General features: G+C 72.8%; 17 protein-coding genes. 4 read left to right on the top strand and 13 right to left on the bottom strand.

Annotation, left to right across the window (positions count from 1 at the left end; genetic code table 11):
* Positions 1 to 4: 4 nt before the first annotated feature.
* The 4 genes from ACWD0J_RS14920 to ACWD0J_RS14905 form a co-directional block, all read right to left on the bottom strand.
* Positions 5 to 1,186 carry a sensor histidine kinase gene (locus ACWD0J_RS14920; RefSeq protein WP_451496202.1) on the bottom strand — a complete coding sequence of 394 codons (1,182 nt, stop codon included), beginning with the start codon at positions 1,184 to 1,186 and terminating at the stop codon, positions 5 to 7.
* Positions 1,187 to 1,306: 120 nt separating this feature from the next.
* Positions 1,307 to 2,845, bottom strand: coding sequence for a SagB/ThcOx family dehydrogenase (locus ACWD0J_RS14915; protein ID WP_451496201.1), 1,539 nt, complete (start codon positions 2,843 to 2,845; stop codon positions 1,307 to 1,309).
* Positions 2,846 to 2,874: 29 nt separating this feature from the next.
* Positions 2,875 to 5,154, bottom strand: a complete 2,280-nt coding sequence (locus ACWD0J_RS14910) for a TOMM precursor leader peptide-binding protein (RefSeq protein ID WP_451496200.1) — start codon at positions 5,152 to 5,154, stop codon at positions 2,875 to 2,877.
* The gene (locus tag ACWD0J_RS14905; RefSeq protein ID WP_451496199.1) at positions 5,151 to 5,339 is read right to left on the bottom strand and encodes a hypothetical protein; all 189 of its coding nucleotides are present in this window, start codon (positions 5,337 to 5,339) and stop codon (positions 5,151 to 5,153) included. The genes ACWD0J_RS14910 and ACWD0J_RS14905 overlap by 4 nt, the downstream gene beginning before the upstream one ends.
* A 225-nt stretch (positions 5,340 to 5,564) precedes the next feature.
* Here ACWD0J_RS14905 and ACWD0J_RS14900 point away from each other — a divergent pair, with 225 nt between their 5' ends.
* The 3 genes from ACWD0J_RS14900 (at position 5,565) to ACWD0J_RS14890 (ending at position 8,077) form a co-directional block, all read left to right on the top strand.
* Positions 5,565 to 5,924: an SCP2 sterol-binding domain-containing protein gene (locus ACWD0J_RS14900; protein ID WP_451496198.1), complete on the top strand. Its 360-nt coding sequence runs from the start codon at positions 5,565 to 5,567 to the stop codon at positions 5,922 to 5,924.
* 74 nt (positions 5,925 to 5,998) lie between these two features.
* Positions 5,999 to 7,552, top strand: a complete 1,554-nt coding sequence (locus ACWD0J_RS14895; RefSeq protein ID WP_451496219.1) for an acyl-CoA carboxylase subunit beta — start codon at positions 5,999 to 6,001, stop codon at positions 7,550 to 7,552.
* A gap of 99 nt (positions 7,553 to 7,651) precedes the next feature.
* A complete protein-coding gene (locus tag ACWD0J_RS14890; protein ID WP_451496197.1) occupies positions 7,652 to 8,077 on the top strand; it encodes a DUF3291 domain-containing protein in 426 nt (141 codons plus the stop codon).
* Between the two features lie 97 nt (positions 8,078 to 8,174).
* Here ACWD0J_RS14890 and ACWD0J_RS14885 read toward each other — a convergent pair whose 3' ends face one another.
* The 9 genes from ACWD0J_RS14885 to ACWD0J_RS14845 all read right to left on the bottom strand — a co-directional run bounded on the left by ACWD0J_RS14885 (position 8,175) and on the right by ACWD0J_RS14845 (position 22,320).
* Positions 8,175 to 8,729, bottom strand: a complete 555-nt coding sequence (locus ACWD0J_RS14885) for a hypothetical protein (RefSeq protein ID WP_451496196.1) — start codon at positions 8,727 to 8,729, stop codon at positions 8,175 to 8,177.
* A 3-nt stretch (positions 8,730 to 8,732) separates the two neighbouring features.
* On the bottom strand, positions 8,733 to 9,479 hold the full coding sequence (locus ACWD0J_RS14880; protein WP_451496195.1) for an SDR family oxidoreductase: 747 nt from the start codon (positions 9,477 to 9,479) through the stop codon (positions 8,733 to 8,735).
* Between the two features lie 23 nt (positions 9,480 to 9,502).
* A complete protein-coding gene (locus ACWD0J_RS14875; protein WP_451496194.1) occupies positions 9,503 to 10,390 on the bottom strand; it encodes a lysophospholipid acyltransferase family protein in 888 nt (295 codons plus the stop codon).
* Positions 10,387 to 11,421: a hypothetical protein gene (locus ACWD0J_RS14870; RefSeq protein ID WP_451496193.1), complete on the bottom strand. Its 1,035-nt coding sequence runs from the start codon at positions 11,419 to 11,421 to the stop codon at positions 10,387 to 10,389. The genes ACWD0J_RS14875 and ACWD0J_RS14870 overlap by 4 nt, the downstream gene beginning before the upstream one ends.
* 138 nt (positions 11,422 to 11,559) lie before the next feature.
* Entirely contained in the window at positions 11,560 to 12,477 is a 918-nt protein-coding gene (locus ACWD0J_RS14865; protein WP_451496192.1) for a hypothetical protein, read from the bottom strand.
* An 8-nt stretch (positions 12,478 to 12,485) separates the two neighbouring features.
* Complete coding sequence (locus tag ACWD0J_RS14860) at positions 12,486 to 15,380, bottom strand: beta-ketoacyl synthase N-terminal-like domain-containing protein (protein WP_451496191.1); 2,895 nt, start codon at positions 15,378 to 15,380, stop codon at positions 12,486 to 12,488.
* On the bottom strand, positions 15,367 to 16,203 hold the full coding sequence (locus tag ACWD0J_RS14855; RefSeq protein WP_451496190.1) for a 4'-phosphopantetheinyl transferase family protein: 837 nt from the start codon (positions 16,201 to 16,203) through the stop codon (positions 15,367 to 15,369). The genes ACWD0J_RS14860 and ACWD0J_RS14855 overlap by 14 nt, the downstream gene beginning before the upstream one ends.
* A complete protein-coding gene (locus ACWD0J_RS14850) occupies positions 16,175 to 21,115 on the bottom strand; it encodes an SDR family NAD(P)-dependent oxidoreductase (protein WP_451496189.1) in 4,941 nt (1,646 codons plus the stop codon). The genes ACWD0J_RS14855 and ACWD0J_RS14850 overlap by 29 nt, the downstream gene beginning before the upstream one ends.
* Positions 21,116 to 21,129: 14 nt before the next feature.
* On the bottom strand, positions 21,130 to 22,320 hold the full coding sequence (locus ACWD0J_RS14845) for an aminotransferase class I/II-fold pyridoxal phosphate-dependent enzyme (RefSeq protein ID WP_451496188.1): 1,191 nt from the start codon (positions 22,318 to 22,320) through the stop codon (positions 21,130 to 21,132).
* Between the two features lie 245 nt (positions 22,321 to 22,565).
* Here ACWD0J_RS14845 and ACWD0J_RS14840 point away from each other — a divergent pair, with 245 nt between their 5' ends.
* Entirely contained in the window at positions 22,566 to 23,150 is a 585-nt protein-coding gene (locus tag ACWD0J_RS14840; protein WP_451496187.1) for an RNA polymerase sigma factor, read from the top strand.

Genomic DNA, 23,150 nt, shown 5'->3' with positions numbered 1-23,150 from the left:
CCGGTCAGGACACCGGCTGGCTCACCTGGGCCGCCGGCGTGCGGGGGACCTCCGCCACCAGGCGGAACCAGCCCTCGGCGTCGACGCCCGCGGTGAGCCGGCCGCCTATCTCCTCGACGCGGGTGCGCAGGTTGCCCAGTCCGCTGCCGCCGTCCTGGGAGCCGGTGCGGCGGGTCTCGTCGGCGCCGTCGTTGGCCAGGACCAGGCGGACCAGGGCGCCGTCGGGGCCACTGGCCGCGCGGGCGTCGATGACGCACTGCTGGGCCTTGCTGTGCCGCAGCACGTTGGTGACGCCCTCGCGGATCACCGTGGCCAGCACCGTTCCCGCCCGCGCGGACACCGGGCCGCAGTCGAGGTCGATCCGGGCCTCGATCTCGGCCGCGCCCAGCACGTCCTCCGCGGAGGCGGCCTCGGCGTCCAGGGACATCTCGCGGTAGCCGCGGGCCACCGAGCGCACGTCGGCGAGAGCCTGCCGGGAGATCTGCAGGATGGCCACCAGTTCCTCGCGGGCCCGCTCCGGCCGGGTCGCCACCAGGCGGAACGTCAGCTCGCTCTTGAGCGTGATCGCGGACAGCCCGAAGCCCAGCAGGTCGTGCAGGTCCCGGGCGAACCGCAGCCGCTCCCGGGCCACCGCCATCTCCGCCAGCTCCTCGCGTGCCCGGTGCACTTCGGCCACCAGGTTGGACAGCCGGGTGAGGCCGTAGACGATGAGGCCGGTGAGCACGGTGGACACCACGAGGTAGGAGGAGTCGACCCAGCCGATGCCCTCCAGGACCGCGGCCGCCCCGGTCACCGCCACGACCGCGCCGAACGCCGCCCAGCAGGCCGGCGCCGTGATGATCAGCAGGCACGATCCCGCGAGGAATCCGCCCATGCCGCCCCAGGTCACCCCGAAGAACACCATGGGGACGTACGTCAGCACGGCCTGGCCGAGCAGCGTCCACAGGCCGTACCGCTCCCGGAACCGCTCGGTGCCCGGATGGCTGTGCACGGTCTGGATGGCGAACAGCGCGACGCTGGAGACGATGCAGCCCACCAGCAGCCAGGGCCCCGGATCACTGCCGATCACGTTGAGCACGGCGATGAGAACGAACCCGCACAGCACCATCAGGACGATGGCGAAGGCCAGTTGTGGAGGGAGAGTGTCGCGCTGCTGTCTACCGGAATGCAGGAATCGGCGCGGCATCCACACACTCCCCCGTTGATGCTCACATTCGTGCCGTCATAGTAGACGGCCCGGGGCCGCGGTGGTGCTGAAGGTACGGTCCTTCTGCGGGAGTTCGGCAGCGGCTCACCGTGCGGCGGCTCACCGTGCGGCCGAACGCTCCGGCCAGTCGGGGCCGTTGACCGGCCGCCGGTCCCCGAGGTGGTGCGCACCGCAGCGCTCCCGCCCGGCGGGCGGCGGACCGAGGACGAAGGAGCCCACCGGGGACTCGCTGCGCCAGTCCAGCCCGAGCGCCCCGGCGCCCACGGCGATGTCCTCGCTGCACACCGCGCACCCGGCCAGCCCCATCGCCGACCCCACCAGGTAGAACGTCTGGATCAGCGCCCCCACGTGCTTGAGCACCAGCGCGTACGCCAGCCCGCTGTACTTCCACGACAGCCGCTGGAACCGTGAGGTCAGGGTGATCAGCACGGGCGGCGGGCCGGACAGCGCGGCGGCCGCCATGGCACCCGCGGACAGTTCGTCCGCCGCCGCGGGATCCTCGTTGACCAGCACCAGGCAGTGGTCCTGGGGGTCGTAGTGGTGGATGCCGGCGGGCAGTCCCGGGCAGTCCCGGACGGTGAGGTAGATCTCCAGGTCGTAGGCGGCGCCGCCGCTCGGGTACGGGCGGTCGCTGGCCGGGTAGGCGGTCTCGCCCTCGCCGGCCGTGCCGATCGAGCGGACCCGGGCCGTCCGGTAGAGGAACTCGCCGAGGGTGCGCAGACTCAGGCCGGACGCGTCGTACTCGCGCACCGATCGCCGTCCCTCCAGCACGCTGGTGAACGGCGGATCCCGGTCGAGCACTTCGTCCAGTTCGGGCCGCGGCAGCCGGACGACCGGGCCGCGCCGCGGGTGCCTGACGGCGGGCTGCGGCGTGAGCTGCGCGGCGTGCGCGAAGGTCGCGCCGTAGTCGCCGTCGTCGCGGCCCATGACGGAACGGGTGTGGAAGAGCATGTCGTGGGCGGACCAGGTGCGCAGCGCGGGATCCTGGTCCTCCTCGAAGTCCCCGTCGGAGTTCTGCGCCACCAGCACCATGCCGGTGCCGATGAGGTACCCGAGGATCTCCCGCACCACCGCCCCGGCCAGCGGGACGCCGTCGCCCGCCTTGGCCGCGGAGACGGGGCGGCCGAGGGCCGCGACCACCCACTGGGCCTCGGGCCGGTGCAGCAGCACCCGGTGCAGCGACAGCGGCGACTCCAGCTGGAACAGGTCCCCGTCGCGGCGCAGCACCGCGAACCGGGACAGCTTCAACGGGATGTTCTCCGGCGGCGGTTCGGGGGCGAAGCGGGCGGCGTGCGAGAGCGGGACGGCGGACAGCAGCACCTGCCCGCTGTCCGCGAACGCCAGCGACCGCACGACCAGGTCCTGGAGCCGCAGCAGCGCGCGCTGCCAGGACCCGCGGGTGCCGTCGCCGCCGCCCGGGGTGACGTTGTCCAGGCTGACCGGTCCGAGGCTCATCCGGCGCAGGGTCTCCACGAGGCCCGGTTCCGGATGGCGTACCCGCAGGTCGGACCAGCGGCCGTGGAGCTCGACCGCGTCGCCGTCCTCGGCCGTTTCGACACGGACGTCCTCCCGCAGGGACCACAGCGTCGTGATCGTCTCCGGATGGCCGTGGTCGTCGATGCGGGCTGGCTGCAACACGGTCGGCTCCAGGGGATGAGGGGGGAGGGTCACACGAACAGCGGCACGGGGTTCAGGTCGGCGCGGGCGAGGGGGTGCGGCAGCCGGCCCAGGGCGACGGGGACGTCGTAGAGCCTGCCGGGGGCGAACCGGGTCCAGAACGAGCGCAGTCCGGGGACCAGGACCTTGACGACGGGCAGGCCGACGTCGGGGCGGGTCTGGTCGAGGACGAGCAGGTCCAGTCCGCGTGCGCGTACCGCCTCGGTCACGGTGGTGAGGTCGTCCCGCAGATCGGCGCCCGTGGGGAAGGCGAAGTCGGCGAGGGTGCTCGGGGCCTGCGGGGAGGGCCGCAGGTAGGGCTGGTTGCGGGTGGTCGCGCCCCGCCACCAGTGCAGCAGTTCGGGGTCGGTCAGGGTGTAGCCGCTGCCGTCGTCCCGGGCGTCGACCGCCGCCGGGAGCAGCTGGTTGAGCTCGGTCAGCGCGCGGCGCAGGGCGATCCTCGCGTCGAAGTGCGCGCCGAAGCCGAAGACGATGTCCTCGGCCTCCTTGTCGGTACGGCGGGACAGCGCGGCGAAGACCGGGATGCCGAAGTCGGAGGTGAGGTCGAGCGCCCACACCTCGCGGCGCATCCCCCGGTGCACCTCGATCAGCTCCTCGGTCCACAGGTCGGCCGCCGTGTGGAGGTCGAGTGCGGGCCGGGGGGTGCGGTTGTACCACCACAGGGCGACGGCGTCGCGCTCGACGAGTTCCAGGAACCCTTGCAGGACGGCGTCCTCCAGGCTGCTGCCGGCGGCGTTGCCGTTGGAGTCGGCGTGCGCGAACCGGCGGCCGGCGACGGGGGCCCGCTGCTCGGCGGCGGTGGCGAAGTACAGCAGGGCGGTGGGCAGCAGCCGGTGGCGCCGTCCGGTGAGCGACCAGATGGGGGTCCAGTCGACCTCGGCGTCCTCGTCGAAGCGTTCGGGGACGTGGTGGAACCCGGAGTGGGCGGCGTTCCACGCCTCGCGGCCGGCGTACTGCTCCTCGGCGTACAGCTGGCAGGTGTCCGGGTGCACGGCGAGGCCGTGGAGGTCGCGGTAGCGGGCCCGGATCCGGTATTCGTCGCCGTGCAGACAGCCGGAGTAGCGTTCGACGGCCTCACACAGCGCGCTGACCTCGGCGTCCAGGGCGGTGACGCCCTTGCCGCCGTTGACCTGGCGCAGTCCGCCCAGCAGTCCGGCGAGGCCGGCGGCGCCGGAGACCGGGTTCGGGCCGGAGCTGAAGCTGTTGAGGAACGCCGGGCCGCTCTCGACCCGGGTGATGTCGGCGACGACACCGGTGACCGGGCTGACGAGGTGGCCGTAGGTGTCCAGCATCTGCTGCGCCGAACGGGAGCGGTGGCCTCCGCCGCCGCCCGGTGCCTTGGGCCGGGACCGCGGGACGACGGGCACCAGGGCGCGTTCGGCGCTGCGGCCGGGGTCGCCGCAGTCGGGGCACTGCGGGCGGCGGCGCACCGTGTGGTGCCGGGAGCCCAGGGTCAGGGTGTCGAAGGTGAGCACCCGGTCCTGGCCGAAGTGGTGGCCGGCCAGCCATTTGGCGGCCTCGATCGCCGCGAGGTGCAGGCCGGCGCCCAGGGTGCACGGGATGCCGGCGGCGGGGCCGGGCACCGGGCCGGTGCGGCCGAGGGCGGCGCCGACCTGGGACTCGACGCCGCGGTGCAGGCCGACCGGATGGGCCAGGCAGGACCAGCAGGCGCCGGTGCCCGGCCGGAAGACGGGGCCGACCCAGATGGTGGCGCCGCTGGGCTTGGCCAGCAGCCACGGGCGGCCGCTCGCCCGGTGTTCGGCGTCGATCGCGGCGAGTTCGGGTGCGAGGTAGTCGTCGCAGACGACGACGGTGAGGGCGGTGCCGGGCGTGGCCTCCGTCGTGACGGTGAGCCCGGAGGCGCTGAGCGCGCGGACGGCGTGGGCGGCGTCGAAGTCACCGACGGTGCGCAGGTGCACGCCGGTGGACGCGGTCCTCAGCCGGGTCCGGCGCCCTTCGAGGCCGGCGAGTTCCCAGTAGGCCTCGGCGCTGTGGTCGGCCGGCTCGGAGCAGTGGTGCTCCCGGTACTCGATGAAGCCGGCGTCGGCGAGCTGGGCGAGAAGGGCGGTGAGCCGTTCGGCGGGCAGTGGTTCCGGGCTGTCCCGCAGCAGTGCGGGCAGGTCACGGCTGCCGTCGAGGAGCGGGACGACCGCTTCCAGATGGGGTGCCCTGAGGGCGGTGATTCCGTGTTCGGAAATCAGGTAGGTCGCGTCGTCCGGCACCACCTCCGCGCGGAGGTGGCGCCGGAACCCGATCAACGCTCTGTTCATGAGGCGGAGTTGCTCGCATAGCAGAGGGTGAAGAGGGCGGGCCTGGTGTTCGGTGCCGTCAGCACCTCGATGACCAGGTCCATGGACTCGTCCTGCGCGCTGTACGCCAGGAACGTCTCCTGATGCTGCTGCGGGGTGCTCGTGGAGCGGCTTTCCTGCGTGACGACCTGACTGATGTGCGTCATGGGGAAGCTCCTGCTTCGAAGGGATGGTGCCCGGTGCGGACGAGACTCAGCATGCGGGGCGCACCGCACCCGGGCACAGTGCCGGCCTCACCGGCCCCCTGTGAGGAATTCACACGTCCTGTCGACCGGTGTCCGGTCCACCGACGGTCCACCCGCCTGCCAGGCACTTTCGGCATGGTCGGGCCAAAAGTTCCAGCAACCAGGACAGCGAAGGAGGGAACACCCATGGTGGCCGCGGATCTGAGACACGAGGCTGAGCGGTCTCTCGACCAGCTCTTCGAGTGGTGCTGCGCGGGCGCACGGGCCCGGCCGCCCGGCCGGCCCGGCCTGTTCCGGTTCGACGTGCGGACCCCGACCGGTACCCGGACCCGCTATGTGACCTGCACGGACGAGGGCACCGCGGTCGTCCGGGCGGTCCCGTTCCCGCCCAACTCCACCGTGACGGTGAGCCAGGACGACCTGACCCTGCTCGCGCTCGGGGAACTGCCCGGCGCGCTCGCCTTCGCCACGGACCGGCTGCGCATCGAGGGGGACGTCTTCCTCGCGATGACCTGGATCGACCAGTTGAGGAAGGGACCCCAGTGACCGTCCTGTCCCAGGAGAGTGTCCCGGGCACGGGCCAGCCGGGGGCGGCCGGCGTCCCCGTGGAGCCCGGCCAGTTGACCGACGGCAGCGGACGGCTGGCCGAGCTGCGGGACGTGAAGCAGCGGGCGCTGGCCGGTCCCGATCCCCGGGCGACCGAACGGCAGCACGCCCGCGGCAAGCTGACCGCCCGCGAGCGCATCCAACTGCTGCTGGACGAGGGCTCGTTCACCGAGATCGAGGGCCTGCGCCGGCACCGCGCCACCGGCTTCGGCCTGGAGGCCAAGCGGCCGTACTCGGACGGTGTGATCACCGGCTGGGGCACGGTCCACGGCCGTACCGTCTTCGTCTACGCCCATGACTTCCGCATCTTCGGCGGCGCGCTCGGCGAGGCGCACGCCCAGAAGATCCACAAGGTGATGGACCTCGCCGCCTCCGCCGGCGCCCCGCTGGTCAGCCTCAACGACGGGGCGGGCGCCCGGATCCAGGAGGGGGTGACGGCGCTGGCCGGGTACGGCGGCATCTTCAGCCGCAACACCCGCTCCTCCGGGGTCATCCCGCAGATCAGCGTGATGCTCGGCCCGTGCGCGGGCGGGGCGGCCTACTCCCCCGCCCTGACGGACTACGTGTTCATGGTCCGGGAGACCTCGCAGATGTTCATCACCGGCCCGGACGTGGTCCGCGCGGTGACCGGCGAGGAGATCACCCAGAACGGGCTGGGCGGGGCCGACACCCACGCGTCGATCTCCGGCGTGGCGCACTTCGTCTACGACGACGAACCCTCGTGTCTCGAAGAGGTGCGCTACCTGCTGTCGCTGCTGCCGCAGAACAACCGCGAGCTGCCGCCGCTGGAACCCGGCGACGACCCCGACGACCGGGTCTGCGAGGCGCTGCTCGACCTGGTCCCCGAGGACCCCGCGCGTCCGTACGACATCCGGAAGGTGATCGAGGAGATCACCGACCACGGCGAGCACTTCGAGGTGCAGGCCGCGTGGGCCGGCAGTGTGGTGTGCACGCTGGCCCGGCTCGGCGGGCAGGTCGTCGGCATCGTCGGCAACCAGCCGCAGGCGCAGGCGGGGGTGCTGGACATCCACTCCTCGGAGAAGGCCGCGCGGTTCGTGCAGACCTGCGACGCCTTCAACATCCCGCTGGTGACGCTGCTGGACGTGCCGGGTTTCCTGCCCGGGGTCGACCAGGAGCACGGCGGGATCATCCGGCACGGCGCCAAGCTGCTGTACGCGTACTGCAACGCCACGGTGCCGCGGATCCAGGTGATCCTGCGCAAGGCGTACGGCGGGGCCTACATCGTGATGGACTCCCGGTCGATCGGCTCGGACCTGTCGTTCGCGTGGCCCACCAACGAGATCGCGGTGATGGGCGCGGAGGGCGCCGCGAACGTCGTCTTCCGGCGGGAGATAGCCGCCGCGGACGATCCGGAGGCGGAGCGGGCCCGGCTGATCGCGTCCTACAAGGACGAGCTGATGCACCCGTACTACGCGGCCGAACGCGGCCTGGTGGACGACGTGATCGATCCCCGGGACACCCGGCGGCTGCTGATCACCTCGCTGCGGATGCTCCGCGCGAAGCACGCCGAGGTTCCGGCCCGTAAGCACGGAAACCCGCCGATGTAGGGGCGGGTCGGGTGGGCGGCGCACCGGATGGGTAGGTCCGGTGCGCTGTCCGTTCGGCCCGTTCCGCCGTAGCACCACCCCACTCAACGAGGAGTTCCGATGAGCCACACCCTCCCCTGGTCCGACGGGCCGGCGGCCGGGGCCGGAGGCGGTCAAGTCGTCGTCATGGCATCCCGGTTGAAGCTGAAGTCGCTGCTGCGTGTGCCGCGCTTCTTCCTCCTGTCCGGGGGCGTGTACAAGCAGGCCCAGCGCTCCCCCGGCAACGTGGGGGTGTCGCTGCGGGCCGACCCGTGGCGCAAGACGTTCTGGACGCTGTCCTCCTGGGAGAGCCGCGAGGCGCTCCAGACGTACATCCGCACCGATCCGCACATGGCGGTGATGTCGAAGCTGAAACCGGCCATGCGCGAGTCGCTGTTCACCTCCTGGAAGCAGGACGCGACGCTGCCGCCGAGCTGGGACGAGGCGGACAAGCGGCTGACCGCGCAGGACCAGGCGCGTCCGAGCGCCGATCCGCAGCGCGGCTGACGCGGCGCACGCGCGCGCACGACGCATCGGGTACGACGGCGGGGTCACCGCCCTCGTACCCGATGCGTCGTGTTCCTCACCCGTGTCCCTGGCCGGGTCACACGTACTGCGGCCGGGACGCCGGCGCGAACAGGTGGCTCACGGCCTCCGCCAGCCGGCCCGCGCCGATGCCGTGCCGCTGGGTGCGCAGGGCGAACCGCAGGTGCGGCCGGGCCGGGTCGGACTCGTCGGTCAGCAGCGGGGGCAGCAGCGCGGCCGGGGTCCTGCGCGCCGACTCGGCACCGGCGCGCAGGAATTCGGTGCCGGCGTGGCGCAGTGGTGCGGGCAGCCAGTCGAGGACCGGGATACGGACGTCGACGGGCTCGTCGGGGTACGGGGCGGGGCCGGGCACCAGCCGGCGTACGGAGGCGGGTGCCGCGGCGAGTTCCTCGGCGAGCAGGCTGACGGTGTCGGTCCCGTCGAGGACGACCAGGACGTTGCGCCGGGCGGCGAGGCGGGCGGCGAGCGCCGCGGCCTCGTCGGCGCCGGGCCAGATGCCCACCGGACGCCAGCGGCCGGGCTCGGGCCTGCTCCACAGCAGGCGGCGGCTGCCCTCGAAGACGACCAGGGCGGAGCCGTGGCGTTCGGTGGCGAGGACGGGCGCGGGCGTCATGGCTCACACCGACTTCGCGACGAGGGCGAGCGGCAGATGGCGCATGACCGCGCCGGCCGGGGCCCACGGCCAGGCCGGCACGAACGCCTTGGCCGGTTCGCGTTCCATGGCACGGACGAGGAGTTCGCAGCCCTTGTCGGTGTCCATGATGAACGGGGTCTTCTCCATGCCTTCGTTCATCTCGGTGCGGATGTAGCCGGGGAACAGCGCGGTGACCTTCAGCTGGGTGCCGTGGACGTCGGCGCGGATGCCGTCGGCGAGGGTGGCGAGGCCGGCCTTCGAGGCGGCGTACGCCGTCAGGTGCCGGGGCAGGCCGCGGGCCGCGCTGACCGAGGACACCACCACGAGGTGGCCGGCGCCCTGGTCGCGGAAGGTCTCCATGGCGGCCTCGCACTGGGCCAGCCCGGCGAGGAAGTTGGTCTCGGCGGTGGCCCGGTTGACCTCGAACTGCCCGGTGCCGACGGAGGCGCCCGCGCCGAGTCCGGCGTTGACGACGATCCGGTCCAGGCTGCCGAACTCCCGCCGCACCGAGCGGAAGGCGGCGGCGGTGGCCTCGTAGTCGCGGACGTCGAGCTGCCGGACGGTGACCCGGATGCCCGGGTGGGCGCGGACGAGTTCCTCGCGCACCTCCTCCAGTCTGTCCGCGCGGCGGGCACACAGGGCCAGGTTCCGTCCCCGGGCGGCGAGTTGGCGGGCCATGCCGCGGCCGAGACCCGAACTGGCCCCGGTGATCAGGATGTTCTTGCGCATGTCTCCTCGTTCCTCGGGCCGGATCAGCCCGTCGCTCGGGCGGGGGCGGGTGCGGGGGCGGGTGCGGGGGCGGTGACGTCGGCGGCCGGCTCGGGCCGCGGGGTGGCCGTGGCCCGGGCGAGGCTGTGCAGGACGGCGATCCGGCGCCGATCGACGCGGTCGAGGCCCTGCCCGCGGACGCAGGCCGCGACGGCGATCTCGTCGGCCCGGCGCCGGATGAGGCGGGCGCTGTCCTCGTCGGGGCGGCCGTAGGTACGGCGGGCCCGCTCGCCGAGCAGTTCCATCCGGGAGCGGGCCCGGCCGCGCAGGTCGGCGATCCGGGCGCTGCGGGTGCGGCCGCCGGGCGCGTTGGTCAGCCGGGCGCCGAACACCAGGCGAGCGGTGGCGCGGCGGGGCACCACCTCGCCCTTGGGCAGGATCCGGTCGGCGCCGTGGATCATCACCGGGACGACGGGGACGCCGGTGCGGACGGCGAAGTAGAAGGGGCCGTCGTGGAACGGGGCCAGGCCGCCGCCGGTCCAGCGGGTGCCCTCCGGGTACATGCACAGCACGTCGCCGCCGTCGAGGACCTCCGCCATGGCGGCCAGGGCGTTGCGGTCGGGCCTGTCGCTGTCGAGCGGGATGCAGCCCACGCTGAGCCGGACCAGCCGCTTGAGGGGGTGGTGGAAGTTCGCGGCCTTGGCCGGGAAGTAGACGTGTTCGCCGCGGGCGGCGTGCAGGACGGTCTCCAGCAGGTAGTGGTCGAAGAAGCTCAGATGGTTGGAGACCACGATGAACGGCCCCTCGGCGGGGATGTGGCCGAGACCCTCCACCGCGTCCACGTGATTCCTGGCGACCCAGTGCCGGAACGACGTGGACAGTGTGTCGTTGATCTTGAAACTTCCCTTGTGCGGATCCATACGACGGGTCATCCCTTCCCTCGGGCCCCGGGGGCGACGCTGCGGCCCGGGGCTTGTTCCTGGTGCAGGGCGCGGCTCAGCCGGATCGCGGACTGGCGGCGCCGCTGGGTGCGCGGGTGGTCGGCGGGGGCCTCGATGACGCGTTCCAGGGCGGACAGCGCGGCGGTGGGCCGGTCGGCGGCCAGCAGGGCCTCGGCGTGACCGAGGACGTAGCGGGTGTCGCCCCGGCCGAGCCGGTCGGCGGCCTCCAGGTGGGCGACGGCGAGGTCGCGGCGGCCGCCCAGCAGGCCGGGCGCGGACAGGTGCCAGCGGCCCAGCAGGTAGTTGGCCATGAGGTGGTCGGGTTGCCGGCGCAGCGCCTCCTCGGCGCCGGCCCGCAGCCGCCACAGCGCGGCGGCCTTGACGGGCAGCGGACGGCTCTCGTTGCGCAGCGCGGTCAGCCGCAGCCGTCCGACCCGCAGGTCGATGTTGTGCGGGTCGCCGAGCCGCCCGAGGCCGAGCAGCAGCGCGGCCTGCGCGTACAGGGTGCTGTCGGGCAGCGGGTCGGTGCGGCTGAGCAGTGCCTCGAAGACCCGGTCGAGGTGGCCGGCGGCGGCGCGCGCCGAGCAGGGTCCGGCGGACCACTCGGGGTTCCTGGCCCGCTCCACGAGGGTGGTGAGGGCCGCGTGCCCGGCCCGGACGCGGTCCCGGGCGGAGTACTCGACGGTGTCCTGGGGCAGCACGGGCCCGACCGCGATCCGGGTGCGGCGGCCGTCCGGCCACAGCGCGACGGGCAGGACGGGCGCCGAGGCCCGGTCCCCCGCCGACACGGCGGCCTCCACCCCCCGGACCAGCACGGCCTGGTCGTGGGCGAGGGCGCGCAGCGCGTCGGGGCCGTCGAGCCGGCGGGCGGGCGTGCCGCGCACCGCGAACAGCACGGTGTCCAGGGGGCGTTGCCCGTCTCCTCCGGCCAGCACCACGAGCGGCCCCCGCGCGGGGACGTGCTCCAGGCCCTCGACGGCCGCCGGTAAGCCTCGTACGGCGTGCCTGTTCTGCTTGAGCATGGCCGACCTCCCTGGTCCGTGCGGTCCTACGGTCATCAAGCGGTGCGGGCGTACTGGCGTGCTGGCGTACTGGCGTACTGGTGTGCAGGTGGGTGCGTCGGCCGCCGGGGCCTGCTCCGGGCCCCGGCGGCCGGGTCGTCAGGCGCGTGCGGGCTCCTCCTCACGCGCCTTCCGCTCCGCCTCAAGCGCCTCCGGCAGCGCCATGTAGCGGCCCGTGAGACCGGCCACCAGCAGGCCGATCAGCACGACGATGTAGACCCAGGTGAGGGTGTTGCCCCAGCGGACGTCGTCGGCGTACAGGCCGAGCGCGGCCAGCGACAGGACGCTGAGCGTGACGTCGGTGAGGAAGCCGGCCCGCATGCGGTGCAGGTCGTGCTCCCACAGGGCCTGCCAGGCGCCGGCGCCGAAGGCGAAGAACCAGGCGCCGAGCATCCGGGCGTCCAGCGGCTCCAGCTGCCAGGCCCAGGCGTCGCCGACCGCCTCCGGGGCGATCCACAGGGCGAAGGCGAGCCCCCACAGCACGGCGCCCATGATGGCCGTCGGGATGGAGACGTCGGCCCGCATCGGGGCGGGGCCGCGCGGGTCGGCGACCTTGGGGCCGGTGTTGTGGACCTTGTAGACGAGGAAGCAGGTGACCTGGAACACCGCCAGGGACGCCAGCCACAGCCAGGCGAAGGCACGGGCCGGGGCCGGCCCCTCGGTGAAGTGGAACTGGTCGGCGTGGACCCCGGCGAGGATCAGCGCGGACAGCAGCAGCGTGATCGGGGCGAAGACGGTGCCACGGGCGCTCGTCCAGTCCTTCTCCCGCAGGGTCAGCAGGAACATCGTGCAGGCCCCGGCGTAGCCGGCGCCCAGCGCTGCGGCGCTCAGCGAGGAGCCGGTCTCCCAGGCGAAGAAGTCGCCGGTGCGGGAGCTGAGGAAGTACAGCGGGACGAAGCTGAGCGCGCAGTGGATCAGCACCGGCCAGAAGAACAGGCCGCGCAGCCAGGGGTGGACGGGCCGGGCGATGCGCTCCCCGGAGTCCTCGGAGCGGATCGGTTCGACGGTGGTCGCCATGGGATAAGTCACCTCGTGACGGTGGGGTGGGTGGACGGGGCGGCGGAGCTGTCGGGACGGAGCAGACGCAGGGTCAGCTGGGCCTTGCGCGCGAGGTCGACCCACGACGCGTAGCTGAACCCGAGCCGGTATCCGCCCGGGGTGGCCGGGGAGTCGATGCGGTCGAGCGGGACCAGCTCGCCGCGCGCCAACTGCTCCAGCTGGGCGAGCAGTTGCTCGTAGGTGGCGGCGGTGAGGAAGCCGGTGCCGGGGTCGTCGGGCGAGGCGACGGCGGGCTGCGGCGGCTGCTCCCGCGCTCCGGGGACGGCGGGTTCGTCGTCGTCCACGACGGAGTCGTCCCGGCGGACGCGCAGCGAGTAGCCCCAGCCGCTCTCGATCTGCGGGAGCTTGACGCGGACCAGGTCAAGCCGGGCGGCCTGCTCGCTCTCCCGCTCGGCGCGCATCCGGGCGATCACCTCGACGCAGCGGATCGCGCCGTCGGCGCCGTAGAAGAACGGGACGCCGGGCCGGGCCACCGGGATGTCGGCGTCGGCGCAGCCCACCCCGTCGATCACGGCGAGGATCCTCTCGTCCTCGGTGACCTTGTCGAGCGGCTTGACCACCATGAAGGCGGCGCCCTCGGCGGGCGTCAGGCCGTCGACGCCGTGACCGGCCTCCTTCAGCCGGCGCTCGAACAGGTGGGTGAACTCGGGGGTGAGGTTGGCGTGCACGCCGCCGACGAGGGCGACGTCGCACTCCCCCTGTTCCAGGTTGCGCTTGGCGAGCCCGAGGGCGGTACCGAAGGAGCACAGGTCGTCGTCGATGACGACGCCGGGCCCGCGCAGGTCGAAGATGTTCTGGATGCGGCCCGCGGTGATGTTGTCCATGTAGCCGGGCAGCGCGTTCTCCCGGGTGAGCGGGACGTAGCGGTGCACCTCGCGGGTGTAGCTCTCCACCAGCGCCTCGCGGGTGTCCTCGTCGAGCGCCCGGTACTCGGGTACGTCCTCCAGGGCCCGCTCGAACTCCACCAGCCGGATGCGGAAGTTGCGGGTCAGACCCGATTCCAGACCGCAGGTCGCGCCGACGAACACGCCCGCGTTGACCCGGTCGGCCATGGCCGCCCCGTACTCCTCCAGGGCCTGTCCGGCCGCCATCACCGACAGCAGCTGCGCCCGGTCGAGGTCCTCCAGGACGCTGGGCGGGATGCGGTACGTCTTCCAGGGGAAGTCGAGGTCGGTGACGACCCCGCCGCGCCAGGTGCCCTCGGGGTCGTAGATCTCGGCGGCGTCCGGATGCCAGCGGCCCTCGGGGAAGCCGGTCACCCCGGCGTCCGGCGCCCGGTCGGCGACCAGGCCCGCGGTGTCCCGGGAGAACGGGGCCACGCAGCCGATGCCGAGCACCGCGAGCGGGGCGTTGGCCGTGCTGCGGCTGCTGTCGGTGTGGCCCTGCTGTTCCAGGGCGGCGTCCGCGTGGTGCACGGGGTCGTACTGCTCCACGATGACGCTGGTGTTGACGCCGCCGAACCCGAACGCGTTGGTCAGCGCCCGGCGCGGCCGGCACTCCTCGGGCGCCTGCCACGGCTCGGCGGCGACCGGCACCCGGAACGGCGAACCGTCCAGCCGCATCGCCTCCGGAGCGCGGGTGAAGGCGTGGGTGGGCGGCACGGTCTCGTGCTGGAAGGAGAGCAGGATCTTCAGCAGGTTGGCCATGCCGGCGGCCGAGAAGGTGTGCCCGATCTGGGCCTTGACCGAGCCGAGCCGGATGGAGCCGGGCGCCGCCCCGCTGCCCTCGTACAGCTGCTGGAGGGAGCTGACCTCGACCAGGTCGCCGGTGGAGGTGGCGGTGGCGTGGGTCTCGATGTAGTCGAGCTCCCCCGGCCCCGCGTCGGCGAGTTCGAGGGCGCGGCGCATCGCGGCGACCTGCCCGCGTGAGGACGGCGCGTAGATCGCCTTGCCCTTGCCGTCGCAGCGGGTGGCGACGCCGCGGATCACGCCGGCGATGGTGTCACCGTCGCGCACCGCGTCGCTGAGCCGCTTCAGCAGCACGGTGCCGGAGCCCTCGCCGTTGATCAGGCCGCTGGCGCCCTCGTCGAGCGGGGTGGAGCGGGTCGCGGACAGGCCGCCGATCTTGGCGAAGCAGACGTTGCCGGTGATGTTCATGTTGCCCTGCACACCGGTCGCCAGGACCATGTCGTGGCTGCCGTCCTGGAGGTACTTGACGGCGGTGTCGATCACGGTCAGACCGGAGGCGCAGGCCGCGTCGCCGATCGCCGCCGGGCCGGGCAGCCCGATCACCCGGGCGACTGCCTTGGCGACGCTGACCTGGAAGACGTGGGCGGCGGGCCCGGAGTCGGCGTCGTAGAGCCGGTTCTTCACGGCGGCCGGGAAGCCGCTCTCCAGGGCCGCCCGCTGCCCGGGCTCCAGGTCCTGGAACGCCTCGCTGTTGCGCAGGTGGTGCAGGACCTCGGTGGCCCGGAAGCTCAGCGAGGACTCCATCACCTGTTCGTCGCCGAGCATGTTGCCGACGAACAGCGCGGTGTCGGTGGTGGACAGCCGGCTCGGGCTGTACCCGGACATCCGCAGGGTCTGCAGGACGGTGTCCAGCACCATCAGCTGGGTGCGGTTCAGCTCGGACACGGCCTCCTGGCCGATCCGGGTGAGCTGTTCCAGGCCGGTGGGCCCGGCGTAGTCGTCGAGGAAGCCGCCCCAGCGGCAGTACGTCTTGTCGACGACGCCCTTGTCCTCGTCGTGGTAGTTCCGCCAGTCCCAGCGGTGTTCGGGCGGTGAGCCGATGCCGATACGGCCGCCCAGGATGTTCCGCCAGAACGTGCCGGCGTCGTACGAGTCGGGTGGGAAGACGCAGCCGTATCCCACGACGGCGATCGGGTCGAACCCTTCGAAGCCCTCTGTCTCAGTCCCAGGCACGGAGCTGCCCTTTCTGCTGGTGGCCGTCCGGCGGCCGGGAGGCCACGGAGGCGATGGCGAAGACGTGGTCGGTGACCCGGCCGTAGCGGACGGCGACCCGGTGCCCCGGATCGGCCCCCGCGGGGAGGGTGATGTCGAACACTCCGGCGGCGGTGCCGGCCGCGCGCAGCCGGGCGGTTCCCCAGCCGTACGCGAAGCCGATGCCGTACGCCTTGAGCAGTGCTTCCTTGACCACCCACAGCGCGGTGCCGCGGTGGCCGGAGTCGAAGGCCTGGAACGCGGTCTCCGCGAGGTCGACCTCGGCGTCGGTGAAGACGGTGCGCCGCAGCGCGGGGCTGAAGCTGCGCAGCGGCTCCACGTCGACGCCGACCCGGCCGCCGTGGGCCAGGGCGCACACCGCGAACCGGAGGGTGTGCGCGAGCGAGATGTCGGTGACGTGCCGGCCGACGGAGCCGGCCAGCCCGGGGACGCGGGAGGACAGTTCGGGCTTGCCCGCCCGGCCGCCCGGCTTGTTGCCGAGGACGGCGAGTTCGCTGGGGGTGACGGGCAGTCCGGCCCGTTCCAGGGCCAGGCACACCAGGCGCTTGGCCGCGACCCGTCCGGCCAGCCACTCCATCCGCCGTTTCGGTACGGTGATGCGGGTGAGGACCGGGAGTTCGGCCGGGGCCAGGTAGTGCGCCCGGTAGGCCGCGGGGGCCGCCGCGTAGTCCCCGCGGACCTGGTCGATGGGGAGCCACTCGATGGTCACGGCGCCGCCCCCGGGCAGCGGGGCTCCGCTGCCCGGCAGGGCGCTCTCAGTCCAGGAGACGTGTATCGCCCTCATCACGCCCCACCTGTGTCACGACGAGATCCTGGATCTCGCAGAGGGTGATGCCCGCGGTGTCGGCGATCCTGGTGCTGATCCGCAGGTCTCCGGGTTTTCCTCCCTGGTCCGGTCCGACGGGTACGACGGTCGAGTCGGTGTGTACGGTCTCGCCCGGCAGCGGGACGCGGTGGAAGCGCATCGCCGCGATGGACACCGGCACGACATGGCTGCCGAGTTGGTGGTACGCCCACAGCAGGGTGGAGCGCCAGGCGTTGTCGATGACGATGGGCAGGGTCCGCAGCCGCGGTGTCGCGGTGGTGGAGAACAGGCCGCGGCCGGCGTCGACCACGATCTCGCTCACCATCCGGCCCTCCTCGATGTCCCCGACGAACCCGATGCGCCGGACCTGGCGGAACCGGGGGCCGAAGGTGATCTGCCGGGCGGCCCGCTCGTAGAACCGGTCGATGTCCAGCTCGGTGGACTTGGCGACGAGTTCGGCGAGTTCCGGGTCGGGGGCGGGCGGGTTTCCGGGCCGGCGGGCGAAGACGTACGTGCCGCGCGAGTGCACCCGGTCGGCCTCCAGGACCCGGCCGTCGGCGGTGACCAGGTCGGAGCGGATCTCCGCGCGGACGCGGCGTGTCCCGTCGTCGTGCTCCTCGTCGGCCTCGGCCTCGAAGCGCAGGTCGAGCGGGAAGTTCGGCAGGTGCTTGACGAACTTCAGGAACTCGACGTGCTCCGCCGCGACGACCGTGTGTCCCGGCACGAGCAGCCCGGACGCCTGCACCTGGCCCTCGATGTGCAGCACTCCGGGGAAGGTGCCCGCGCCCTTGACCCGGTGGTCGTCGAGGTAGCGGTCGGTGCGCGGATCGAGCCGTTTGACGGCCCGCACCCGGGTGCCGGTGACCTCCAGGACCCGGTCCAGCAGGGGCAGCGCGATCCGGTCCCTTACGGCGCCGTCGGGGCCGACGGGGACGGCGACACCGGTGCGCGTGTCGTTCATCGACGCGTCCTGGCCGCCGTAGCTGTTCGTGCCGATCTCGCCGAAGACCAGCACCTCGGGGTCGTCGCCGCCCTGGAAGACCTCCCGGGCGAAGTGCTGCACGCCTTCCTCGACGCCCAGGTAGCGCAGCCCGCGCACCTCCTCCTGGATCCGCCGCACGGCCTCGGTGGCGGCCATGCCGACGTCGGCCCAGCCGGTCCAGCACAGGGTGAAGACACGGGTGCCGGGGTTTCTGCGGGCCAGCAGCGCGGACAGCTTGGAGACGAGGTCGGCGCCGGCGGTGTAGTCGACCTGGCCGTCCATGCCGAAGCGGCCGAGGAAGGAGCCGAAGAAGCCGAAGAACTTCAGGTCGTCGTGCTTGACGGCGTGCCACAGGTGGTGGGAGCCGTCGGCCTTCACCCGGACCACGTGCCGGGCGTGGTCCAGGGACTTCTTCGGCACGGTGGCGACCGACTCCAGGCCGGCGGCGTGCACGACACCGTCGATCCGCCCGTACCGCCGGCGTACGGCGTCGACGGCCGCGCTGACCTGGCCGCCGTCGGAGACGTCACAGACCTCGTAGACGGACAGCGGGTTGACGGCCCGCAGTTCCTCGATGTTCCGGTACAGCTCGCGGGAGTGGGCGAGGGCCGCGAACTGCTTCTTGGCCTCGACCGGGGTGATGGCCGGGTTCTCCTTCTTGGCCTGCGGGAACCAGCCCTTGCCGAGCGCGGCGAAGGCCTCGTCGTCCAGCGCCATCCAGTCCTCGGTGCCCTGGGCCGGGCGGGTGCGGCCGAGGATGACGACCCGCACGCCCTCCAGCCGCGCGAGCTCCTTGGCGCACTCGTACGTGATGCCGCGCGAGCCTCCGGAGAAGACGACGACGCTGCCCGGGTCGAGCGTCAGCGGCTGCTGCCGTTCGTCCGCGGTGATCTCGTGCGGGACCACCTGGACGGTCTTGCGCAGCCCGCGCAGGTAGCCGACCTCGACGGTGCGTTCCGCGTGGGTGGTGATCTCCGCGAGGAGGGCGTCGGCCGCGCCGGCCGCGCCGCCCTCGGTGAAGTCGACGACCTTGACGCGGGTGTCCGCCAGTTCGAGGTCGAGGCTCTTGGCGAAGCCCGCGGTGAGGCCGCCCAGCGGGTCCAGCGCGCCGTCGGACTCCAGGCCGAACACCCCGCCGACCGCGGTGGCCGCGAAGTAGCCGCCGTCCCGGCCGGCCCGGGTGAGGTCGGCGAAGTACGCCTTGGCGGCGAGCAGGTTGACCGTGAAGTGCTGGTCGGACGCGGCGCTCCAGTCGGCGGCCGGCCGGTCGAAGGAGGTGGTCGCGGCGACCGGGTCGGGGCCGCTGCCGTAGGGATGGAGATTAACGACGACCTGGACCTCCCCGTCGGCGCGGGCGGTTGCCAGCGCACGGGCCAGGGAGTCGGGGTCGGTGAAGTCGGCGCGGGCCGTGGGCCAGTCGTCCGGGACGGCCGCCTGGCCCGGTGCGACGACGTAGGGCCGGGCGCCGCGCTCGGTGAGGCGCGGGAGCACCTCACGGGCGAGGGCCGTGTCCTGTCCGGTGATCACCACGACCGCCTTGCCGTCCAGGGAGAACGGCCGCGCGCCGGGGTGGTCGAGAGGGCTCTCGACCGCGAGGGGGACGTACCGTCCGGCGATGCGGTCGAGCGTGCGCTCCAGGACAGGCGGCAGCACCGGCCGGGCGGGTGCCGCCTCGCGTGGGTGACTGTCGTCGGAGCCGTCGCCACCACCGGTGTCCGAGGGGCCGCCGCCGCGCGGACCGCGCCCGGTGGCCGCCTGCAGGCCGGCGACGAACTCCGCTATCCGGCTGAGGGTGTTCAGGGACGCCGAGTCGATGTCCTCCACCACCGGCAGCCCCAGCACCTCCCGCACCTCACCGAGAATCTCCGCCTGCTTCACCGAGTCGATCCCCAGATCCGCCTCCAGATCCAGATCCGCCTCCAACAGATCCGCGGGATACCCCGTCTTGGCCTCCGCCACCTCCCACACCACCCGCTCCGCCTCGGCCCGCTCCGCCGCCGTGGCCTCGACGGGCCCCTGCGCGGTGGTCGCGTCGGAGGCGGACGTGTCGGAGGCAGACATGTCGGAGGCGGATGCGTCGGAGGCGGACACGTCGGGGGCGGACACGTCGGGGGCGGATGCCTCCGGTACGGCGTTCCGCGGCGCGGGCCGGGACGACGCCCGCAGGTCCGCCACGAACTCCGCTATCCGGCTGAGGGTGTTCAGGGACGCCGAGTCGATGTCCTCCACCACCGGCAGCCCCAGCACCTCCCGCACCTCACCGAGAATCTCCGCCTGCTTGACCGAGTCGATCCCCAGATCCGCCTCCAGATCCAGATCCGCCTCCAACAGATCCGCGGGATACCCCGTCTTGGCCTCCGCCACCTCCCACACCACCCGCTCCGCCTCGGCCCGCTCCGCCGCCGTGGCCTCGACGGGCTCCGCGGACACCGGGACCGCGGCGGGCTCGGGACCCGCGGCGGTCTCCCGTGCCGTCGCGGCGGGGGCGGCCGTGCCGCGGGCGGCGTCGACGAGCTGGTCGAGCAGGTGGCCGAGCGGCGCGTCCGACGCGGTGGAGACGGTGGTGTCCGCGAGGCCCAGGTGCGCGGCGAGCGCGGTCGCCAGCTCTTCACGGACCCGGGTGCTCAGCCCGAGGCCCGCGCCCATCAGCTGGGCCGGGTCGAGGAGCCGTACCGGATAACCGGTGTAGCGGGCGGCGGCCTTGAGGAGGTCCTCGCGCAGCTGGGCGCTGGTCGGCGCGGCGCTCTCCCCGGCCGGTTCCCGCGAGGCGCTCGGCTGCTCCGGCTCGCCGCGGGGCAGGCCGTGCACCTCCGCGAAGGCGGTGAAGCGGCGCATGCTCTCCACCGCGCCCAGCGACTGGATGTTGGTCGGGGTGACCAGCGCCTCCTGGTCGGAGTCGGCGAGGATCCGCTCGGTGAGCCCGGACAGGATCGACTTGGGGCCGACCTCGACGAAACTGTTCACGCCGTCCGCGCGCATCCGGCCGATCAGCTGCTGGAAGCTGAACGGCGTGACCAGCTGGCGGGCGAGCAGCAGGGGCAGGTCCGCCACGTCCTGCTCGGTGTAGTAGTCGCCGATCACCGTGGAGAGCACGGGGATCCTGGGGGCGTGCCAGTCGAGCGCGGCGAGCGTGCGCTCCAGGTGCGGGACGGCCTCCTCCAGCAGGTCGGAGTGGAAGCCGTGGGAGACCCTGAGCCGGGTGGCCTTGATCCCGCGCTCGCGGCACAGGCCGGCGGCCTTGTCGATGGCGTCCGAGTCGCCGGACAGGACCGTCTGGTCGGGCGAGTTGACGAGGCTCCGCACGAGGTAGCCGTTGCCGCCCCCGCGCAGCAACAGCAGCAGCCGGGACAGCTGTTCGCGGCTGCGGTCACTGTCCGTCTGCAGGCTCAGCATGCCGCCGCGGCGGGCCTCGGGAATGACCTTCACGGCCACGCCCCGCCCGTACACCGCGCGCACGCCGTCCTCCAGGGAGAGTGCCCCGGCCGCGACGAGGGCGCTGATCTCGCCCAGGCTGTGCCCGATGTGCGTCTCGGCGGTGATGCCCTGGCTCTCCAGCAGCCGGTGCACGACCATGCTGCCGGCGAAGATCGCGGGCTGCATGACCACCGGGTCCTGGAGCGCCTTGACCGGATCGCTGCCGCCGGAGCTGAACATGCGGCTGGTCAGGGTGTGCCCGGCCAGCTCGCGGTAGGTCGCATCGATCCGCTCGAACGTCTCGGCGGCCACCGGGTTCTCGGCGGCGAGGTCGGCGAACATGTCCGGGTACTGCGCCCCGTGGCCGGGGAACAGGAAGGCGCTGCGCAGCGCGACGCCGGTGGTGCCGAGGTAGACGCCCTGGGCCTGAAGGGCTCGCCGGCTGGCGGCGGCGATCTTCTCCCCGCTGCGGACTTCGGTCTGTGTGATGGTCACTTCTGTATGTCCCCTCAGGCCAGTACGTTGTGCCGCCGGGCGGCGTCCGCCAGGAGTTCGACGGCGCGGTCCACGTCCTCGGTGGTCATGGCGGCGGTGACGGTCGCCCGGAAGCGGGCGCGCCCCTTGGGCACGGCCGGGAAAATGGCGCCGGAGATGTAGAGGCCGTCGTCCACCAGTTCCCTGGACATGCGCAGCGCGGTCTCGTCGTCGCCGATGAGGATCGGGATGACGGGCGTGACACTGCCCAGCACCTCGAAGCCGGCGCGGATGAGTCCGGAGCGGAAGCGCATGGTGTTCTCCCAGAGCCTCTCGGTGCGCCACGGCTCGCGGCGCATCAGCTCCAGGGCCTTGATGACGCCGGCCACGGTCGGCGCGGGCAGGCTCGCGTTGAACATGTAGGCGTGCGCGGAGTGGCGCAGGAACTCGACGATGTCGTGGCTCGCGGTGACGAATCCGCCCACGCCGCCGAGGGTCTTGCTGAAGGTGCCCATGGTGATGTCGGGGACGATGCCGAAGTGCTCGCCGGCGCCCCGGCCGTTGTCGCCGAGGAACCCGGTGCCGTGGGCCTCGTCGACCATGAGCATCGCGCCGTACTGCTCGGTGAGGCGGTGGATGTCGGTCAGCGGGGCGATCTCGCCGTCCATCGAGTAGACGCCGTCCACGACGACGAACTTCTTCTTGGCGTCGGCGTTGCGCTGGAGGACGTACTCCAGCTTCTCCATGTCGTTGTGCGAGAAGATCTTGACGCTGCCCTCGGCCAGCCGGCAGCCGTCGAGGATGCTCATGTGGTTGATCTGGTCGGTGATCACGATCGTGTCGCTGTCGCAGAGCGCGGAGATCGTGCCGAGGTTGGCCATGTAGCCCGAGCTGTACGTGATGGCCGCCTCGGTGCCCATCCACTCGGCGAGCTTCTCCTCCAGCTCCAGGTGGAGCACGGTGGTGCCGTTGTTCAGGCGGGCCCCGCAGGCACCCGAGCCATAGGTGTCCAGGGCGTCCTTGACCGCCTTGTTGATCTCCGGGTGTCCGGCCAGACCGAGGTAGTTGCCGCTGGTCAGCATGATGACCTCGCGGTGGTCGATCTCCGACCGGCCGCCGGGAGCGGCGGTGAAGGGCATTTCGAAGGTGTAGAAGCCGCTGTCCTTGAGGTCCCGGATCCGGTCGTTGACGGACGCGAGGGTCCGGGCGTACTCATCCGTGATCATTCGTGATTCCCCTCTCGGTGCGTCGCGCACCACCTCCGGCGAGCCGGACGGGCGGGGCGACCGTCACCCGACAGAGGCCCCGGACCGGCGTGCGGATACCGGCCATACGCGCCGTTTCGCTCCCACCCGCCCGGCCGCTACCCCCGGTGCACTTCCGGGCGACCGCAGGTCCAGTGGCCTGCGACCCGGCCATGGGACAAGGGAGTTCAACAGGTCCCCGCGGGGAGTCCGAAGGAGGAATCGACGTGGCCGGTACGACCGTCCGGGCCCAGAGGACGGCCCACGTGGCCGAACCGCCCGCCCAATTGGTGGACGCGTGCCGCGCGGGCGACCAGGCGGCCTGGGGACGCCTCATCAAGAGGTACCGACCGGTCGTCTGGACGGTGGCCCGCTCGCACGGGCTCCGGCCCGCCGACTGCGAGGACGTCTGCCAGGTCACCTGGCTGCGCGTCATCGAGAACATCGGCGCGCTGAACGACCCGGCCAGGCTCGGCGCCTGGATCGTCACCACGGCCCGCCGTGAGGCGCTCAAGGTGTCGGGCAACGGCGTCAAGTACCACCTCGTCGACGACCTTTCGGAGTTCACCCACGAGACCGGGCACCAGGCCACCCCGGAAGAGACCGTCCTGAACAGGGCGGAGGGCGATCTCGCCCGGCTGGCCTTCCGGCACCTGCCGGCACAGCACCAGGCTCTGCTGGGGTTGCTGCTCCGCGATCCCCCCATGAGCTACGACGCGATCAGCGCGGCTCTCGCCATGCCGCGCGGCTCCATCGGCCCCACCCGTAACCGCATTCTCCGGCAAGCCAGGGATTTCCTGCGCGACATGTGA

The sequence above is a fragment of the Streptomyces sp. NPDC003011 genome (genome assembly GCF_053591515.1).
Note: the sequence above shows the minus strand (reverse complement) of the source record. Positions and strands in the feature narration are given on the sequence as shown.

Coding starts and splice junctions, on each gene's coding strand:
- ACWD0J_RS14875 (WP_451496194.1), bottom strand. CDS start 10,390: ATGACCCGTCGTATGGATCCGCACAAGGGAAGTTTCAAGATCAACGAC.
- ACWD0J_RS14855 (WP_451496190.1), bottom strand. CDS start 16,203: ATGAGGGCGATACACGTCTCCTGGACTGAGAGCGCCCTGCCGGGCAGC.
- ACWD0J_RS14865 (WP_451496192.1), bottom strand. CDS start 12,477: ATGGCGACCACCGTCGAACCGATCCGCTCCGAGGACTCCGGGGAGCGC.
- ACWD0J_RS14845 (WP_451496188.1), bottom strand. CDS start 22,320: ATGATCACGGATGAGTACGCCCGGACCCTCGCGTCCGTCAACGACCGG.
- ACWD0J_RS14910 (WP_451496200.1), bottom strand. CDS start 5,154: ATGAACAGAGCGTTGATCGGGTTCCGGCGCCACCTCCGCGCGGAGGTG.
- ACWD0J_RS14880 (WP_451496195.1), bottom strand. CDS start 9,479: ATGCGCAAGAACATCCTGATCACCGGGGCCAGTTCGGGTCTCGGCCGC.
- ACWD0J_RS14920 (WP_451496202.1), bottom strand. CDS start 1,186: ATGCCGCGCCGATTCCTGCATTCCGGTAGACAGCAGCGCGACACTCTC.
- ACWD0J_RS14905 (WP_451496199.1), bottom strand. CDS start 5,339: ATGACGCACATCAGTCAGGTCGTCACGCAGGAAAGCCGCTCCACGAGC.
- ACWD0J_RS14900 (WP_451496198.1), top strand. CDS start 5,565: ATGGTGGCCGCGGATCTGAGACACGAGGCTGAGCGGTCTCTCGACCAG.
- ACWD0J_RS14870 (WP_451496193.1), bottom strand. CDS start 11,421: ATGCTCAAGCAGAACAGGCACGCCGTACGAGGCTTACCGGCGGCCGTC.
- ACWD0J_RS14890 (WP_451496197.1), top strand. CDS start 7,652: ATGAGCCACACCCTCCCCTGGTCCGACGGGCCGGCGGCCGGGGCCGGA.
- ACWD0J_RS14885 (WP_451496196.1), bottom strand. CDS start 8,729: ATGACGCCCGCGCCCGTCCTCGCCACCGAACGCCACGGCTCCGCCCTG.